Source organism: Massilia forsythiae (genome assembly GCF_012849555.1).
Lineage (GTDB): Bacteria > Pseudomonadota > Gammaproteobacteria > Burkholderiales > Burkholderiaceae_D > Telluria > Telluria forsythiae.
The window spans coordinates 5,931,562-5,947,817 of sequence record NZ_CP051685.1; the positions used below are offsets into that span (position 1 = coordinate 5,931,562).

General features: G+C 68.6%; 12 protein-coding genes, 4 tRNA genes and 1 pseudogene. 9 read left to right on the forward strand and 8 right to left on the reverse strand.

What is annotated here, in order from left to right:
• The first annotated feature begins 143 nt into the window (after positions 1–143).
• From HH212_RS24900 to HH212_RS24910, 3 genes are read left to right on the forward strand one after another with little or no spacing between them, the layout of a single operon-like run.
• Positions 144–533, forward strand: coding sequence for a GntR family transcriptional regulator (locus tag HH212_RS24900; RefSeq protein WP_170204925.1), 390 nt, complete (start codon positions 144–146; stop codon positions 531–533).
• Positions 530–1,402: an ABC transporter ATP-binding protein gene (locus tag HH212_RS24905; protein ID WP_170204926.1), complete on the forward strand. Its 873-nt coding sequence runs from the start codon at positions 530–532 to the stop codon at positions 1,400–1,402. Before HH212_RS24900 ends, HH212_RS24905 begins: the two co-directional genes overlap by 4 nt.
• Positions 1,399–2,391 carry a hypothetical protein gene (locus HH212_RS24910; RefSeq protein WP_170204927.1) on the forward strand — a complete coding sequence of 331 codons (993 nt, stop codon included), beginning with the start codon at positions 1,399–1,401 and terminating at the stop codon, positions 2,389–2,391. The genes HH212_RS24905 and HH212_RS24910 overlap by 4 nt, the downstream gene beginning before the upstream one ends.
• 47 nt (positions 2,392–2,438) lie before the next feature.
• On the opposite strand, the gene HH212_RS24915 is transcribed toward HH212_RS24910, so the two are convergent.
• The 4 genes and pseudogenes from HH212_RS24915 to rnr all read right to left on the reverse strand — a co-directional run.
• Positions 2,439–3,134, reverse strand: a complete 696-nt coding sequence (locus HH212_RS24915) for a YceH family protein (RefSeq protein WP_170204928.1) — start codon at positions 3,132–3,134, stop codon at positions 2,439–2,441.
• Between the two features lie 45 nt (positions 3,135–3,179).
• Positions 3,180–3,917: a serine O-acetyltransferase gene (gene cysE, locus HH212_RS24920; protein WP_170204929.1), complete on the reverse strand. Its 738-nt coding sequence runs from the start codon at positions 3,915–3,917 to the stop codon at positions 3,180–3,182.
• Between the two features lie 360 nt (positions 3,918–4,277).
• A complete protein-coding gene (gene rlmB, locus HH212_RS24925; protein WP_170204930.1) occupies positions 4,278–5,024 on the reverse strand; it encodes a 23S rRNA (guanosine(2251)-2'-O)-methyltransferase RlmB in 747 nt (248 codons plus the stop codon).
• Between the two features lie 1,712 nt (positions 5,025–6,736).
• Positions 6,737–8,951, reverse strand: a pseudogene (gene rnr, locus HH212_RS27875) (ribonuclease R); the annotation flags it as partial.
• Between the two features lie 395 nt (positions 8,952–9,346).
• Between rnr and HH212_RS24935 the strand changes: the two are divergent.
• The 4 genes from HH212_RS24935 (at position 9,347) to HH212_RS24950 (ending at position 9,780) form a co-directional block, all read left to right on the forward strand.
• A tRNA-Leu gene (locus HH212_RS24935) sits at positions 9,347–9,431 on the forward strand.
• A gap of 32 nt (positions 9,432–9,463) precedes the next feature.
• Positions 9,464–9,548: transfer RNA gene (locus tag HH212_RS24940), tRNA-Leu, on the forward strand.
• A 31-nt stretch (positions 9,549–9,579) separates the two neighbouring features.
• Positions 9,580–9,664 (forward strand) — tRNA-Leu (locus HH212_RS24945).
• Positions 9,665–9,695: 31 nt separating this feature from the next.
• Positions 9,696–9,780: transfer RNA gene (locus HH212_RS24950), tRNA-Leu, on the forward strand.
• A 92-nt stretch (positions 9,781–9,872) separates the two neighbouring features.
• Here the strand turns inward: HH212_RS24950 and HH212_RS24955 are convergent.
• A complete protein-coding gene (locus HH212_RS24955) occupies positions 9,873–10,817 on the reverse strand; it encodes an alpha/beta hydrolase (protein WP_170204931.1) in 945 nt (314 codons plus the stop codon).
• A 43-nt stretch (positions 10,818–10,860) separates the two neighbouring features.
• Complete coding sequence (gene cueR / locus HH212_RS24960) at positions 10,861–11,280, reverse strand: Cu(I)-responsive transcriptional regulator (RefSeq protein WP_211172417.1); 420 nt, start codon at positions 11,278–11,280, stop codon at positions 10,861–10,863.
• Between the two features lie 107 nt (positions 11,281–11,387).
• Here cueR and HH212_RS24965 point away from each other — a divergent pair, with 107 nt between their 5' ends.
• On the forward strand, positions 11,388–11,594 hold the full coding sequence (locus tag HH212_RS24965) for a hypothetical protein (RefSeq protein WP_308633229.1): 207 nt from the start codon (positions 11,388–11,390) through the stop codon (positions 11,592–11,594).
• Positions 11,595–11,681: 87 nt separating this feature from the next.
• Positions 11,682–12,269, forward strand: a complete 588-nt coding sequence (locus HH212_RS24970) for a phasin family protein (protein ID WP_170204932.1) — start codon at positions 11,682–11,684, stop codon at positions 12,267–12,269.
• Between the two features lie 122 nt (positions 12,270–12,391).
• On the opposite strand, the gene tssA is transcribed toward HH212_RS24970, so the two are convergent.
• Both tssA and tssH read right to left on the reverse strand, forming a co-directional pair.
• A complete protein-coding gene (gene tssA, locus HH212_RS24975) occupies positions 12,392–13,432 on the reverse strand; it encodes a type VI secretion system protein TssA (protein ID WP_170204933.1) in 1,041 nt (346 codons plus the stop codon).
• A 10-nt stretch (positions 13,433–13,442) separates the two neighbouring features.
• Entirely contained in the window at positions 13,443–16,226 is a 2,784-nt protein-coding gene (gene tssH / locus HH212_RS24980) for a type VI secretion system ATPase TssH (protein WP_170204934.1), read from the reverse strand.
• Positions 16,227–16,256: the final 30 nt, after the last annotated feature.

A 16,256-nucleotide genomic window follows, 5' to 3' on the forward strand; every position in this document is an offset into this window, starting at 1 on the left:
AAAGGATAGGTCGATCCCGGCCAAAGCCGGGTAGACAATCACGCAATTGGTGTTATAGTTAACTACAACACCAAATCATTACATCACCACCATGGAGGCACGCATGATGTACTACGCGGCACCGACGATCGACGAGGCCGGGCATGAGCAGCGGCTGGAATGACAACACGCCGATCTATCGGCAGCTCAAGGACAAGGTGATCGGCATGATGCTCGACGGTGCGCTCAAGGCCGGCGACGCCCTGCCCTCGGTGCGCCAGATCGCGGCCGAGTACCAGCTCAACCCGATCACGGTCTCCAAGGCTTACCAGGAACTGGTCGACGACAACTTAGTGGAAAAACGAAGGGGGATCGGTATGTACGTGCTACAAGGCGCCAGCGAGAAACTGCTGGCCAGCGAACGCGAACGCTTCCTGCGGGAAGAATGGCCGGCGATGCTCGAGCGTATCCGCCGCCTGGGCCTGGACACCGGCCGGCTGCTGCGCGACAGCGATGCGGCGGCGCGTGAGGAAACGCAAGGCGGTGCCGCATGAGCGCCGTCCTCAGCGCGCGCGGCTTGCGCAAGCGCTACGGCAAGCGCGTCGCCGTCGACGGCATCGACTTCACCATCCCGGCCGGGCGCATCGTCGGCCTGATCGGTCCCAACGGTTCGGGCAAGACCACCACGCTGAAGGCGGCGCTGGGCTTGACCACGTTCGAGGGCGAACTGTCGGTGCTGGGCTTCGATCCGCGCACCCAGCGCGACGACCTGATGCAGGACGTCTGCTTCATCGCCGACGTCGCCATCCTGCCGCGCTGGCTGCGCGTGAAGGATGCCGTCGACTTCGTGGCCGGCGTGCACCCGCGCTTCGACCGCGCCAAGGCCGAGCGCTACCTGGCCGGCACCAGGCTGCAGCCGTCGATGAAGGTCAAGGAAATGTCGAAGGGCATGATCGTGCAGCTGCACCTGGCGCTGGTGATGGCCATCGACGCCAAGCTGCTGGTCCTCGACGAGCCCACGCTGGGCCTGGATATCCTGTACCGCAAGCAGTTCTACCAGAACCTGCTGGAAGATTATTTTGACGAGCACAAGACCATCGTCATCACCACCCACCAGGTCGAGGAAGTCGAGCATATCCTGACCGACCTGATGTTCATCCGCGAGGGCCGCATCGTGCTGGCGGCGTCGATGGAAGAGATCGGCGAGCGCTACATCGAGGTGATGGTCTCGCACGACAAGATCAGCGCCGCCAACGCGCTGCAGCCGCTCGACCGCCGCACCGTGTTCGGCAAGTCGGTGATGCTGTTCGACGCCGGCGCGCCGGGCGGCGCTTCGCGCCAGCAGCTGGCTGCCCTCGGCGAAACCCGCAACCCCAGCGTGGCCGACCTGTTCGTCGCCACCATGAAAGGAAGCTACGCATGAACACCGTGACCATGAAGTGGCTGCTGCAGCGCGAATTCTGGGAACACAAGGGGTCGATGCTGTGGGCGCCGCTGATCGTCGCCGCGCTGCTGGTGGTGCTGGTCGGCGGCACCGTCGCCTACGGGCTGGCGGCGCACGGCATGCCGATGCACGTCACCGTCAACGGCCAGACCATCACCCAGGGCGGGCTGGCGGCGGCGCTGTCGACCGCGTCCAGGCTGACGGTGGCGCGCATCGCCACCGGCATGTACCTGGGCGCCGGCACGCCGCTGTTCGGCATCCTGAGCGGCGTGGTGTTCTTCTATTGCGTGGGCGCGCTGTACAACGAACGCACCGACCGCAGCATCCTGTTCTGGAAGTCGCTGCCGGTATCGGACGGCATGACGGTCCTGTCCAAGGCCGCCACCGCGACGCTGGTGGCGCCGCTGATCACGATCGCGCTGGCGACCGTGGCCTCGCTGGCGCTGCTGCTGGCGGCCTGCATCGGCTTCGGCCTGAACGGGGTCAACATGCTTGGTGCGGTGCTGGCCTCGCCCGAACTGTACCTGGGACCGCTGCGCCTGGTGGCGCTGCTGCCGGTGTACGTGGCATGGGCGCTGCCGACCGTCGGCTGGCTGCTGCTGGTGTCGAGCTGGGCGCGCTCCAAGCCGCTGCTGTGGGCGCTGGGCCTGCCGCTGATCGCGCTGCTGGTGCTGAAATGGATGAGCGCGACGATGGAACGCTTCTCCGGCACGCCGCTGGGCATCATGCCGCTGGCCCAGGACGTGGCCGCGCGCATCCTCGGCGGCACCGTGCCCGGCATCTGGCTCACCCACGGCCGCAACCTGTCGGTGGCGGTGCGGCCGGACGGCGGCGGCATCGACATGAACGACGTGATGGCACAATCATGGGCGACGCTCGCCGGCGCGGACGCCTGGATCGGCGTGCTGCTCGGCGCGGCCATGCTGTTCGGCGCGGTACGCCTGCGTCGCTGGCGCGACGAGGGTTGAGGCACACGGCGGCGCGGGACGCGCCGCCGTCGCGATCCACGATCCGTTTATTCGAACTGCTGGCGGAAGGCCGCGAACTGGGCCTTGAGTTCGTCGACCTCGCCGCGCAGCGCAGCCACTTCCTGCTCCAGCTGCGCGATCCTCGAAGCGGACGAGCCGCCCGCCGCGCCCGCGCTGCCGGCCGCGCCGCCGGCCGCATCGGCGCGGGCGACGTCGATCGGCCCGCCCAGCAGCTGGCCGTAGCGCGGCTCCTTGGTGCCGGGGGCGCGCTCCAGGCGCGCCACCAGCGGCGGGTATTTGTCGACCAGGAACTGCAGCGCGGTCTCGACCTCGGCCACGCTCTTGAATTCGTGCACGCGCCCGCTGCGGGTGCGGATTTCGCCGGCGGTCTGCAGGCCGCGCAGCATCAGCATCGCCAGCACGGCGACCTTGTCCTGCTCCAGCGTCCACTTGATGCGCATGCGGTGCTCGTACTTGATCACGCGCGCGCCGGCCTGCGAGATGCCGCCCACGAGCTTGCGCTGCATCAGGCGCTGCAAGGTGTCGTGCACCACGTCCTCGGACAGCTGCAGCACCGGGTCGCGGCTGGACAGCTGGTTGCAGCCGTTCATGACAGCGTTCAGCGACAGCGGGTAATTGTCGGGCGTGAGCGCTTCCTTTTCGGCCAGCACGCCCAGCACGCGGATTTCGTAGGGGTCCAGGTCGGATGCCGGGTCGAACGCGCCCGGGATGTCGTCTTGCATGCGGTACCTCGGTTATTGCGCTTGGTTGCGCTGGATCGATTGCGATTACTCGACCAGCCGGTTCAGCCGGTCCTGGTCGAGTTTATCACTCTCGTCCATCTTCGCACAGGCGATGCCGGCCGCCTTCATGGTCGCGCACAGGCGCTCGATCTGCTCGTCCTGGGCCGCGGCGTGGGCGATCAGGTTGCGCAGCGCCTTGGACAGCGGATCGTCGCCGTTGGGCGTGACGCCGTAGGCGGCGAACATGCGCGCGCTGCGCGACTGGTCTTCCTTGCGGATGATGTGGGCCGGGTTGCCGACCGCGGTGGCGCCGGCCGGCACCGGCTTGACCACCACCGCGTTGGAGCCGACCTTGGCGTATTCGCCCACCGTGAACGCGCCCAGCACCTGGGCGCCGGCGCCGACGATGACGCCGCGCTCCAGCGTCGGATGGCGCTTGGCGCCGGCCACCAGCGTGGTGCCGCCCAGCGTGACGCCCTGGTAGATGGTGCAGTCGTCGCCGACCACGGCGGTCTCGCCGATCACCACGCCGAAGCCGTGGTCGATGAACACGCGCCGCCCGATGCTGGCGCCCGGATGGATCTCGATGCCGGTGACGATGCGCGCCAGGTAGGAAATGAAGCGGCCCGGCCATTTGAAGTCGGCGCGCCAGCAGGCGTGCGCCCAGCGGTGCATGACGACCGCGTGCAGGCCGGGGTAGCAGGTCAGCACTTCCCAACCGTTGCGGGCGGCCGGGTCGCGTTCGATGATGCTCCGGATATCTTCGCGCAGCTTGGAGAACATAGGATGGGTCTGTGTGGTGACAATGGCAATTCAGCCAGCATGGTAGCCTATCCTTGGCGTATATGCTTATAACCGGTCAATCTGGGAGATGGCAAACAGGGAGTGGCGTTCGCGTCCGCAATGCGTCTTTTTTGGCACTTCCAAAAAAGACTCCCCGCGCAGGCGCACCACTGTCCAAGATAATATTACTGGCCTAAAAACCGTCGTCCCCGCGAAGGCGGGGACCCATGCTGAGTATTCGAAGTCGGTATTGCTGAAGCATTTTCGGCGCTTCTGAGATACCAAATTTTCTTGCTCAGTATGGATCCCCGCCTGCGCGGGGACGACGGCCTACTTACCGGATGAGTGGAGCGGCGAGTCTTATTGCGGCTCGCGCGCCAGGCGCTGGCGGCGCGCCTCGTACAGGCAGACGCCGGACGCCACCGACACGTTCAGGCTCTCGACCGAGCCGAACATGGGAATGCCGACCAGCACGTCGCAGGTCTCGCGCGTCAGGCGGCGCATGCCCTCGCCTTCCGAACCCATCACCAGCGCGGTCGGGCCGCTGAAGTCGCCTTCGTACAAGCCCTTGTCGGCGTCGTCGGTGGTGCCGATCAGCCAGATGCCGCGCTCCTTCAGCTCGCGCATGGTGCGCGCCAGGTTGGTGACCGTGATGTAGGGCACGGTCTCGGCGGCGCCGCTGGCGACCTTGGCGGCGGTGGCGTTCAGGCCGACCGAACGGTCCTTCGGCGCGATCACCGCGTGCGCGCCGACGCCGTCGGCCACGCGCAGGCAGGCGCCCAGGTTGTGCGGATCGGTGATGCCGTCCAGAATCAGCAGCAGCGGCGGACCTTCCACCGCGTCCAGCAGCTCATCCAGGTTGCGCGCCAGCGACAACTGGCTGGCGAACGCGATCACGCCCTGGTGGCGGCGGGTGCCGACGATCTTGTCGAGGCGCGCCGATTCGACCGGCATGACGCGCACGCCGGCCGCCTTGGCGTTGGCGACCAGGTCCTGCATGCGCCGGTCCTGGCGCTCGGCGTCGACAAAGATCTCTTCCACCGATGCCGCCTCGTGACGCAAGCGCGAGGTCACCGCGTGGAAGCCAAAAATCATTTTGTTTTTCATTCGTTACGTCTTCTTCCTGCTGGTTTTGGATGCGGCCTTGGCGGGCCGGCTCGGGGCCGGCTTCGCTTCCTCCGCTGCGGCGGCGCTCTCTTGCGCACCGCCTTGTGGTGCCGCTGCCTTGCCGGCGGCGGTCGGTTTCACGGTCTTCCTGGCTGCCGCCTTCGCCGGCGCCTTGGCCGGTGCCTTGGCTGCCGGTTCGGCGGGCGCGTCGAGCGGGCTGTCCGTCACGGCCGGCGCGGCTGCGGCGGGCGCCGCAGCGGCCGTCTTCCTGGCGGCGCGCTTGGCGGGCGCCTTGGCAGGCACGGGCTGCGCAGTCGCAGTTGCGTCGGGCTGCGCTGGCGCGACGGCAGGCGCCTGTGCGGCCGGCGCCGTTTCGACCACGGCATCCGCGGACGCCTTTTTCGACGTCCTCTTCCTGGCCGGCGCCTGCGCCTGTGTTACGGGAGCGGATGCCGGCGCGGCGGCATTTTGCGCAGCGGCGGCCGCCGGCACCGAAGCCGGCTCGGACGCTGCAGCCGGCGCTTGCGCAAGCGGCGCCTGTGCTGCGGACGCGGCAGCGGATTTCTTCGGCGCACGCTTGGCCGGCGTTTTTACCGGTGCCGCGGGGGCCGGGACGGCCGCTTCGGCAACTGGGGCCGGAGCAGCCGCTCCGGGCGTTGCTGCGACCGGCGTCGGGGCCGCGACCTCTGCCGGAGCAGGCGCAGCCTTCCTGGGCGCGCGCTTGGCGGGAGCCTTGGCCGCGGCGGCAGGCGCCGCCGTGGGTGCGGCAACCGCTTCGGGTGCCGGCGCGGCGCCCTGGCCCGACACCGGCGCGGCAGCCGCGACCGGCGCCGCTGCGGCGCTCGGCGCAGACGCCTGCACGGCATCCGGCAACGCGCCGGCGGCCGGCGACGGCGCAGCCTTCCCGGCGGCGCGCTTGGCCGGCGCCTTGGCCTGGACCGCCGTGGCCGGGGCGGGGGCTGCTGCCGGTGCTGGAGCGGCATCCGTCTGCGCCGGCGCTGCATCCTGCGCCTGCGCCTGCACCACCGGCACCGACTCGACCCCGAGGGCCGGCGCCAGCGTCACGCCCGCCTTCTTGCCGGCGCGCCTGGACGCGGCCTTGGCCGGTGCGGCAACCGGCGCCGCCGGTTGTGCCGCCGGCGTCACGCCCGCTGTGGCGCCCGGCAGGAAGGTCGATCCGGCCACCTGTCCGGCGACCGGCTCGGCGGCAGCGGCGGTCGATGGACGCGCGTCCGCTGCGGCCGGCGCCTCTACTGCAGCGGCGGCCTGGACCGGCGCCGGTGCCGGCGCGGCAACCTGCGCCGCTTCCTGGCCCGGCTGCTGTGCCTGCTCCTGCGCCTGCTCCTGCTGCTGCTGCTGGGCCGCCAGCTTGGCCGCCTTCTTCTTGTTCTTCCGGCGCTTGCGGCGCGACGACGAAGACGAGGACGTCGGCGGCACGAAGACGATGTCGTCTTCGTTCTCGTCCACCTCGTTCGCCTCGTCGACCTGCGCCGCATCGTCGCGGCCGGCATCGGCGCCGGCCGCCGTCCAGGCGCCATCCCGGCCCGCCTGGTTGCCGGGTTGGCCGCCCTGCTCCTGCTGTTCCTGGCGGCGCGCCTTGTTCCTGGCCTTGCGGCGGCGCGGCGGCTTCGGCTCCAGCGCTTCCTGGGCGGCGGCACGCGCACGTTCCAACGGCGCCGGCACGGCGTCCTTGGCCTGGCTGGCGCCTTGGGCCAGCACCAGGTCGATCTTGCGCGCCTCGAGGTCGACGCGCGCCACCTGCACCGTCACGCGGCCGGTCAGGCCGTACACCTGGCCGCTGCGCTCGCCGCGCAGTTCATGGCGGGTCTCGTCGTACTGGAAATAATCGGTGCCGAGGCCGGTGACGTGCACCAGGCCTTCGACGAACAGCTCGTCCAGCTGCACGAAGATGCCGAACGGGGTCACGCCGGAAATCACGCCGGTGAACTCGTCGCCCAGGCGGTCCTGCATGTAGTAGCACTTGAGCCAGTTTTCGACGTCGCGCGAGGCTTCGTCGGCGCGGCGCTCGTTGGCCGAGCAGTGCACGCCGAGCGCGTCCCAGATGGTGAGATCTTTCGGGTCCTTCTGCTTGCCCTCGGCGCGGTCCTTGGCGGCCTGCTTGCGCGCGGCGTTCGACACCGTGGTGTTCAGCTTGCCCAGGTCGATGCCGGTCGGCTCGTACTTCTTGCCCTTCAGGACCGCCTTGATGGCGCGGTGGGTCAGCAAGTCCGGATAACGGCGGATCGGGCTGGTGAAGTGGGCGTAGTGCTCGTAGGCCAGGCCGAAGTGGCCGACATTGTCCGGGCTGTAGACCGCCTGCTGCATCGAGCGCAGCAGCATGGTCTGCAGCAGGGCCGCGTCCGGGCGCTCCTTGATGCGCTGCATCAGGTCGGCGTAGTCGCGCGCCGCCGGCGTGGTGCCGCCGCCCAGGTTCAGGCCGGCCTGCTTGAGGAAGGTGCGCAGCTGGTTCAGCTTTTCCTCGGTCGGCACCGCGTGGATGCGGAAGGTGCTCGGCTGGTCGTGGCGGATCAGGAAGTCGGCGGCGCACACGTTGGCCGCCAGCATGCATTCCTCGATCAGGCGGTGGGCATCGTTGCGGGTACGCGGGATGATCTTTTCGATCTTGCCCATCGCGTTCGAGACGATGTAGGTCTCGGTGGTCTCGAAGTCGATCGCGCCGCGGCTCTGGCGTGCCTTGAGGAGCGCGCGGAATACGGCGTTCAGGTCGAGCAGGTGCGGCACGATGTGCGGGCGGCGCTCGGCTTCCGGTCCGTTGGTGTTGGCCAGGATGGCGGCGACCTCGTTGTAGGTCATGCGCGCCGCCGAGTGCATCACGGCCGGGTAGAACTGGTAGGCCTGCACTTCGCCGGCGCCGCTGACGACCATGTCGCACACCAGCGTCAGGCGGTCCACCGCCGGGTTCAGCGAGCACAGGCCGTTCGACAGTTTTTCCGGCAGCATCGGGATCACGCGGCGCGGGAAATACACCGAGGTCGAGCGCTCGATGGCGTCGCCGTCGAGGCCGTCGCCCGGGCGCACGTAGTGGCTGACGTCGGCGATCGCCACCAGCAGGCGATAGGCCCTGGCATTGCCGACGTCGACCGGTTCGCAGTACACGGCGTCGTCGAAGTCGCGCGCGTCCTCGCCGTCGATGGTCACCAGCGGCACGTCGCGCAAATCGACGCGCTCGCCCAGGTCGCCCCCACGCACTTCGGACGGCAGCTTGGCGGCCTGCTTCAGCGCCAGCGCCGAGAACACGTGCGGCACGCCGAACTTGCGCACCGCGATCTCGATCTCCATGCCGGGGTCGTCCAGCTCGCCGAGGATCTCGACGATGCGGCCGGTCGGCTGGCGGAAGCGCGACGGCTGCTCGACCAGTTCGATGCTGACCACCTGGCCGGCCTTGGCCTTGCCCGGATGGCCTTCCACCACGATGTCCTGGCCGATGCGCTTGTCTTCGGGCGCGACCACCCAGGCGCCGTTCTCGTTCAGCAGGCGGCCGATGATGTGGGTGTTGGCGCGCTGGACCACCTCGACGATCGAGCCTTCGGGACGGCCGCGGCGGTCGGTGCCGACCACGCGCGCCAGCACGCGGTCGCCGTGCAGGACCTTCTGCATCTCCTTGTCGGACAGGAACAGGTCGTCGCCGCCCTCTTCCGGGATGACGAAGCCGAAGCCGTCGCGGTGCGCGCTGATGCGGCCGGAGACGAAGCTGGAATGGTCGGTCAGCTGGTATTCGCCGGCCGGGTTGGCGCGGATCTGGCCGTCGCGCTCCATCGCATTCAAGCGGCGCGACAAGACACCTTCGGCTTCCGGGTCGACCTGCAGTGTACGGACCAGGGCGGCGCTGTCGAGCGGCCGGTTCTCCTGGCGGAAAACGCCGAGAATTTCCTCGCGGCTTGGAATGGTATGAGTTGGGTGCTTCAAATCGGTTTCTTAATCTTGTTGAGCCATGGATGGGCCGACGATCGGCGCCAAGGGTTGGATTGACACGCTTTCACGCGTAGTGTAACGGAGACCGGAAGATTCACCTAACATAGCCGGTGAAGCGTGCTGCGGACGGCCGGTCCGGGCCTCTCCGGTTTGCGGTGGCGCCTGCACGATGCGACGAGCGGCGGACGCCTCGCATTGGACCTTTGACATTTTCCGATCATCCGCTATACTCTCGCTCTCTTCGAAAACGGCACAGCCTGAAACGAAGATGCGGCGATAAGGATTTCCTGCCCGGGCAAATGAAAGTTGGTCTGGCGCAAAACGAGAAAGCCTGATATCGTAGCGGAATTCGACGGCAACGTCGAGCAGCAGCAAAAAGAAAGTGCAGTGCCCACGTGGCGGAATTGGTAGACGCGCATGGTTCAGGTCCATGTGCCGCGAGGTGTGGGGGTTCGAGTCCCTCCGTGGGCACCAAGGTAGTTGGCAGTAAATTTTGTAGTTGCAGTGCCCACGTGGCGGAATTGGTAGACGCGCATGGTTCAGGTCCATGTGCCGCGAGGTGTGGGGGTTCGAGTCCCTCCGTGGGCACCAAGGTAGTTGGCAGTAAATTTGTAGTTGCAGTGCCCACGTGGCGGAATTGGTAGACGCGCATGGTTCAGGTCCATGTGCCGCGAGGTGTGGGGGTTCGAGTCCCTCCGTGGGCACCAAGGTAGTTGGTAGTAAATTTGTAGTTGCAGTGCCCACGTGGCGGAATTGGTAGACGCGCATGGTTCAGGTCCATGTGCCGCGAGGTGTGGGGGTTCGAGTCCCTCCGTGGGCACCAAAGGCTACCCGATCGATCCGATCGATCACCGGAATACCGGCGCAAAACGCCGCAATCTTTGCAAAAGGATTGCGGCGTTTTGCGTTTGCCTCTCAAAGCGTGGCGGCGGCTTCCGTAGCCGCATCGACCGCGACGGCGCCGCCCTCCCCGCCGGCGGCGCCGACATATCGATCCAGGAACGCGCCGATGCGGCGTTCGTATTCCGTCGGCGCGAACGCGTGCAGGTCCTCGTGTCCCGCGCCCTCCACCACCCACAAGGCCTTGGGCGCCGCCGCCGCCCCATACAGGCGCTCCGTCTCGGATAGCAGGGTGTAGGTATCGGCGCTGCCAGAGGCGATCAGTACCGGCGCCCCCAGCGCGGCAATGCGCTCGATCGGCCGCAGTTGCGCCGGCCGGATACCCAGGCGCAGCGGCAGTTGCCACAACAGCGGGATGGCCACCGGCACGCCCAGCGCGCCGAGGTAGGTGCGCAGGCGGTCCCGCACCGCTTCCTCGATGGTCGGGTACAGCGATTCCAGCACCGCCGCGTCCACCGGCGGACAATCGCGGCACAGCACCAGCGAAGCGGCACCGAGCGACACCCCGATCACGCCGATGCGCTGGCCCGGCGCCCGTCCGCGCAGATAATCGAGCGCCGCGCGCACGCCGTGCGCCTCGTTGACACCGAAGGTGACCGCCGCCGCCGTGCTCGCGCCCTGGCCCGGCAGGTCGATCAGCAGCACCGCATAGCCCTGCGCATGCAGGAAGCGGGCGCGCCCGACCATCTGGTTACGGTCGCTGTGGTTTCCGTGCAGCAGCAGCACGGCGCCCCTGCCGCGTCCGGGAATGAAGGAACCGACCGCCGTCTGGCCCGCTCCGGCCGGCAGCGTCACTGCTTGCGCGCCGAGGTCCGGCGGCAGCGTGACGGTGCGCGGCGCGACCGCCGTCAGCATCGAACCGAGCATCCACAGCGCGCCGGCGCCGGCCAGGGTCGCCAGCGACAGGCCGAGCAGCACGCGTTTGCGGGTGAAGCGGATGGCGCCAGGCGGTTTCTGCATGAAGTCTCCGGTAATCGTTCTATGCTCGTCGTGCCCGGCGCCGTCAGCCGGCCGCCAGGTCGTCCAGTATCGGACAGTCGGGACGCTGGTCGCCGTGGCAGGAATCCGCCAGCGCCGCCAGCGTGCGCTTCATGGCTTGCAGTTCGGCGATCTTGCGCTCCAGTTCCACGATGTGCCGGCGCGCCAGGCTGCGCACGTCGGCGCTGGCGCGGCCCTGGTCCTGCCACAATGCCAGCAGCTCGGCGATGCGCTCCAGAGAAAATCCGAGTTCGCGGGCGCGGTGGATGAACTGCAGCACGCGCACGTCCTGGCCGGCGTACAGCCGGTAGCCGGCCTCGCTGCGGCGCGCCGCCGGCAACAGGCCGATCGCTTCGTAATGGCGGATCATCTTGGCCGTCACGCCGGATGCCGCCGCGGCCGCGCCGATGTTCAGGTGCCCATCCGCACCGCTTGCCGTGTCCATGTGTCCTCCCGCTCGTGCATTCGTGTGCCGGCAGCCTGCACCTTACCACGATGGCAAGGTCCGGTGCAGGTGCTTGACTTGCGGCGCCAGGCGGTTAAGCTCGTCGGATGATGAAGACGACACCGCGTTGGTTGGTTGCCGTGGCCCTGGCCATTCCCTTGCTGGCGGACGCCGCGCCCGCCCCCTGGTTCCAGTGGCGCAGCCTGGCCGACGGCAGCCTGGTCTGCTCGCAGACGCCGCTCGGTCCCGGCTGGGAAAAATCGAGCGGGCCTTACCGTGACGCCCATTGCGAAAAGCGCATGTCTGCTAAATAATGCACATGTCCGGTAAAAATCTGATAACGACAAGCAGTCGCAGGGCCATGTGGTACTTGCCGTAGCAAACCAACCGAGGAGATACCGATGTTCACCAATCCCGAGCAATTCGCATCCGCCACCAAGACACTGTTCGACCTGCAGATGCAGACCTTCAACGCCCTGGCCAGCAAGGCCGTGCAGGGCGTCGAGCAGGTCGTGGCGCTGAACATGGCGACCGCCAAGAGTTCGATGGAGAGCACGCTGGCTGCCGGCCGCCAGGCGACCCAGGCCGCCGATCCGAAGGCCGCCATCGATGCCGTCTCGTCGCAGATCCAGCCGGGCGTCTCGCAAGCCACCGCCTACGGCGAACAGCTGCGCCAGATCATCGGCGACATCCAGAAGGATTTCCAGCAGGCCGCCGATACCCACCTGGTCGAGGCCAAGAACACGCTGTCGGCGCTGATCTACGACGTCACCCAGAACGTCAAGCCGGGCCAGGAAAACGCGGTCGAGATCATCAAGGCCGCGATCGACAATGCTTTCAAGGGCTACGAGCAGGTGACCCAATCGACGCGCGACGCCATGCGCCGCGTCGAGGAACAGGTTGCGCGCGCCACGGCCCAGGTACAGGCCGCGCCGGGCCAGGCGACGCAGCAGCCGGGTGCCGCAGCGGGCGCGTCGCCGGCGCAGTAAATCGTGCTTGCGATGGCGGCGCCGCGAATGCCCGCTGGGCCGCGCTGCACCGCCATCTTCCAAATGCATGCCGCCGGCGATCAGCCGGCGGTTTTCATATGCAAGTGCTGCGCCGCCCTCGGTCAAGCCGCGGGTGGCGGATGCACCCCCAGCATTTCCTCGATGTGCGCGAACGAGGCGTCGTCCTTGATCACCGAGCGCAGCCACACGTGCAAGGGCTGCTCGCCCCAGTGCGCCGCCTTTTCCGCGAGGTAGGCCACCGGGCTGTGCGGCTCGGTGCGGCGGAAGAACTCGGCCACGCCGCGCAGCTGGGCCAGCGCCTGCATCCGGTCCTGCGGCGGGCCGCCGGGCGCCGCGGTCCTGCCTGCGCCCTGCTCCACTGCGGGCACACCTGGCGCCGGGTTGCCCTGCGCCGCCGCGGCCGCCGCACCGGCCTGCCTGTCCTGTGCGGCAGCCGCGCCCGGTGCATTCCCGGCCAGCGGCTGCACCAGCATCAGCACGCTCTCCAGCACCGACCTGGCCGCGCTGAAGCTCGGACCGTCGGCGCCGAGGCGCGCATCGGCGCTGCGTTCCAGCCGTTCGATGGCTTCCAGGCAGTATCCGCCATCGCGCACGGTCGCTTCATGGACGCCGCGCGGCGTGCGCTGGCGCGCCGCTTCCAGCCGGGCGAGGTGCTCGGGACCGCGCGTGCGCGCCGCCTCGACGTCGCGCAGCGCGTGTGCGTCGGCGCCCTCGACCAGCGGGATCTCGCGCAGCCACGGTCCGATCCGTCCCGCCACCCAGGCCAGGATGCCGATGCGCTGCTCGAAACCGCCTTCGTCCGGCAGCGGATACAGGCCGTCCCAGTACTGCTCGCACAGCGCCGCCACCAGGTCCAGGCCTTCGCCCAGCCCGCGCAGGCCGGCGGTCTTGGCCGCGGCCTCGGCCAGCCAGACCGCCAGCTGCAGGTCCTTGCTGCGCACCTCGATCAGCTGGGCGCACTGCTTGGCGACGAACTTCCAATCGGCTTCCTTCAGTTCCGTGACCCAGGCGCCCTGCTGCAGCGACGGATCGTCGGCCTGGCGGGCGCGCGCGATGGCGTCGATCTCGCTGGAAAACGCCAGGTCTTCGCCGCAGGGCCGGTCGGCGCCGACCGGCGCCAGCAGCTTGTCGATGTTCAGCATGCCGTTCTCCTCAGGCCGGTTCTGCGGCCAGCGGCGCCGCATCCTCGGCCGCCGGTTTCGGCGGCGCGGTGCGCTTGGGCGCCGGCGTGCGCAGGGACGTGCCGGCCGCTTGCACTGTCGCGTCGGCCCCGGGTTCGATCACATACTTGATGCGGCCGGCCTTGGTCGCGCTCACTTTCACCTTGCCGATCGCGCCGCCCTCGGCCATGCGCGCCAGCACCGCATCGGCGATCTCCGGCAGCAGCGTACCGTTGAGGATCGTGTCGACGTTGCGCGCGCCCGAATCGACTTCGGTGCAGCGCGCCAGGATCGCCGCCACCAGCGCGTCGTCGTAGTGGAAGGCGGCGTCGTGGTTGACGGCGATGCGGCGTTTGATCTGGTCGAGTTTCAGGCGGATGATGTTGCCCAGCACCTCGTCGTCGATCGGATAGAACGGCACCACGCCCAGGCGCCCGAGGAAGGCCGGCTTGAAGTGCTTCATCAGGGTGGGCCGGATCATGTCGGCAAGCTGATCCGGCGTAGGACGTTCGCTGGCCGGCTTGTTCAGGCAGGCCTGCATGATCTGGCCGGAGGCCGCGTTCGAGGTCAGGATGATGATGGTATTGCGGAAGTCGATCTGGCGTCCTTCGGCGTCGTCCAGCACGCCCTTGTCGAATACTTGGAAGAACAGCTCGAGCACGTCGGCATGCGCCTTTTCGACTTCGTCCAGCAGCACCACGCTGTACGGATTGCGCCGCACCGCCTCGGTCAGCACGCCGCCCTCGCCATAGCCGACATAACCCGGCGGCGAACCCTTCAGGCCGGACACGCTGTGCGCTTCCTGGTATTCGCTCATGTTGATGGTGACCAGCTTCTTCTCGCCGCCGTACAGCAGGTCGGCCAGCGCCAGCGCGGTTTCCGTCTTGCCGACGCCCGAGGTGCCGACGAACAGGAACACGCCCTTCGGCTTGTTCGGGTCTTCCAGGCTGGCGCGCGCCGTGCGCACGCGCTGGGCGACGATGGCGCTGGCATGGCCCTGGCCGAGGATGCGCTCGTCCAGCAGCGCCTTGAGATTCATCACCGTACGGATTTCGTCCTTGACCATGCGCCCGAGCGGGATGCCGGTCCAGGCCGCGACGATGCCGGCCACCGTCTGGCCGTCGACCTGCACCGGCACCAGCGGCGCCTCGCCCTGCGCTTCGTGCAGCTGCCGCACCAGTCCCTGCAGCGCGGCGCCGGCCGCCTTGTCCGCACCGGCTTCGAGGCGCGCGCGGGCGGCGTGGATTTCGCCCGACAAGGCCTGCTCGCGCTCCCAGCGCTCGCCCAGGCGATCCCGTTCCTGCAATGCGGCGGCGCGTTCGCCGCGCAGGGCATCCAGCGCGGCGCCGTGGTCGGCGCCGGCGCTTTCCTCGCGCACCAGCGCCTGGATGCGGGCGTCGAGGCGCTCCACCCGGCGCGCGCAATCCTCGAGCGCGGCCGGCGTCGCCTTCTGGCCCAGCGCCACCTTGGCGCAGGCGGTGTCGAGCACGCTGATCGCCTTGTCGGGCAGCTGGCGCCCGCTGATGTAGCGGTGCGACAGGCGCACCGCCTCGACGATCGCCTCGTCGTAGATACGCACGCCGAAGTGCTTTTCCATCAGCGGCGCCATCGCGCGCAGCATGGCGCAGGCGGTGTCTTCGTCCGGTTCTTCCACCTTGACGACCTGGAAGCGCCGCGCCAGCGCCGCATCCTTTTCGAAGTACTTCTTGTATTCGCCCCAGGTGGTGGCGGCGACGGTGCGCAGTTCGCCTCGCGCCAGCGCCGGTTTCAACAAATTGGCGGCGTCGTTCTGGCCGGCCTGGCCGCCGGCGCCGATCATCGTGTGGGCTTCGTCGATGAACAGGATGATCGGGTGCAGGCTCTTGCCGACTTCCTCGATCACGTTCTTCAGGCGGTTCTCGAACTCGCCCTTGACGCTGGCGCCGGCCTGCAGCAGGCCCATGTCGAGCGTGTGGATCTCGACGCCGCGCAGCACGTCCGGCACGTCGCCCTGGGCGATGCGCAGCGCCAGCCCTTCGACCACGGCGGTCTTGCCGACGCCGGCCTCGCCGGTCAGGATCGGGTTGTTCTGGCGGCGCCGCATCAGGATGTCGATCACCTGGCGGATCTCGGCGTCGCGCCCGATCACCGGGTCGACCTTGCCGTCGCGCGCGCGCGCGGTGAGGCACGTCGTGTACTGGTCGAGCGCGGGCGTCTTGCCGGGCGAGGTGGCCTCCAGTTCGCCGACCGGGTCGACGCAGGCGTTGTTGCCGGCTTCCGTCCGCGCATCCGCGGGAATCGCGGCCGGCGCTTCCTGGGAGCCGCGCGTGAGCTTGTCGAATTCGTGCTTCAGGCGGTCCAGCGGGAATTCGGCGAAGCGGCGCGAGGCGCGCTGCGCCAGCTGGGCCAGGCCCGGTTCGGTCAGCAGCGCCAGCAGCAGGTGGCCGCTGCGGATCTGCTGCGCCTCGGCGTGCAGGGCGGCGCCCAGCGAGGCGATCAGCCAGGCGTGTTCGAACAGCAGCGGCAGGTGGCGCGAGAACACCGGCGTGCGCGTGCTGCCGGCGGGCAGGCGCTCGACTTCCTTGCGCAGGTCGGTTTCCAGGGCGGTGAGGCTGATGCCGGCCTGGCGCGCCACCACCACCAGGTCGCTGCCGGGCTGCTCCAGCAACGCCAGGAACAGGTGTTCGATGTCGACTTCGTACTGGCCGAGGCCGACGCAGATGCCGGCCGCGCGGGTCGCGGCAACGCGGCTGGTGTCGTTCAGCTTGCCGATCAGGGTCTTCAGGTTGATGTCCATCGTCGGGTCCTTGATAGGGGTTGCCGGCGC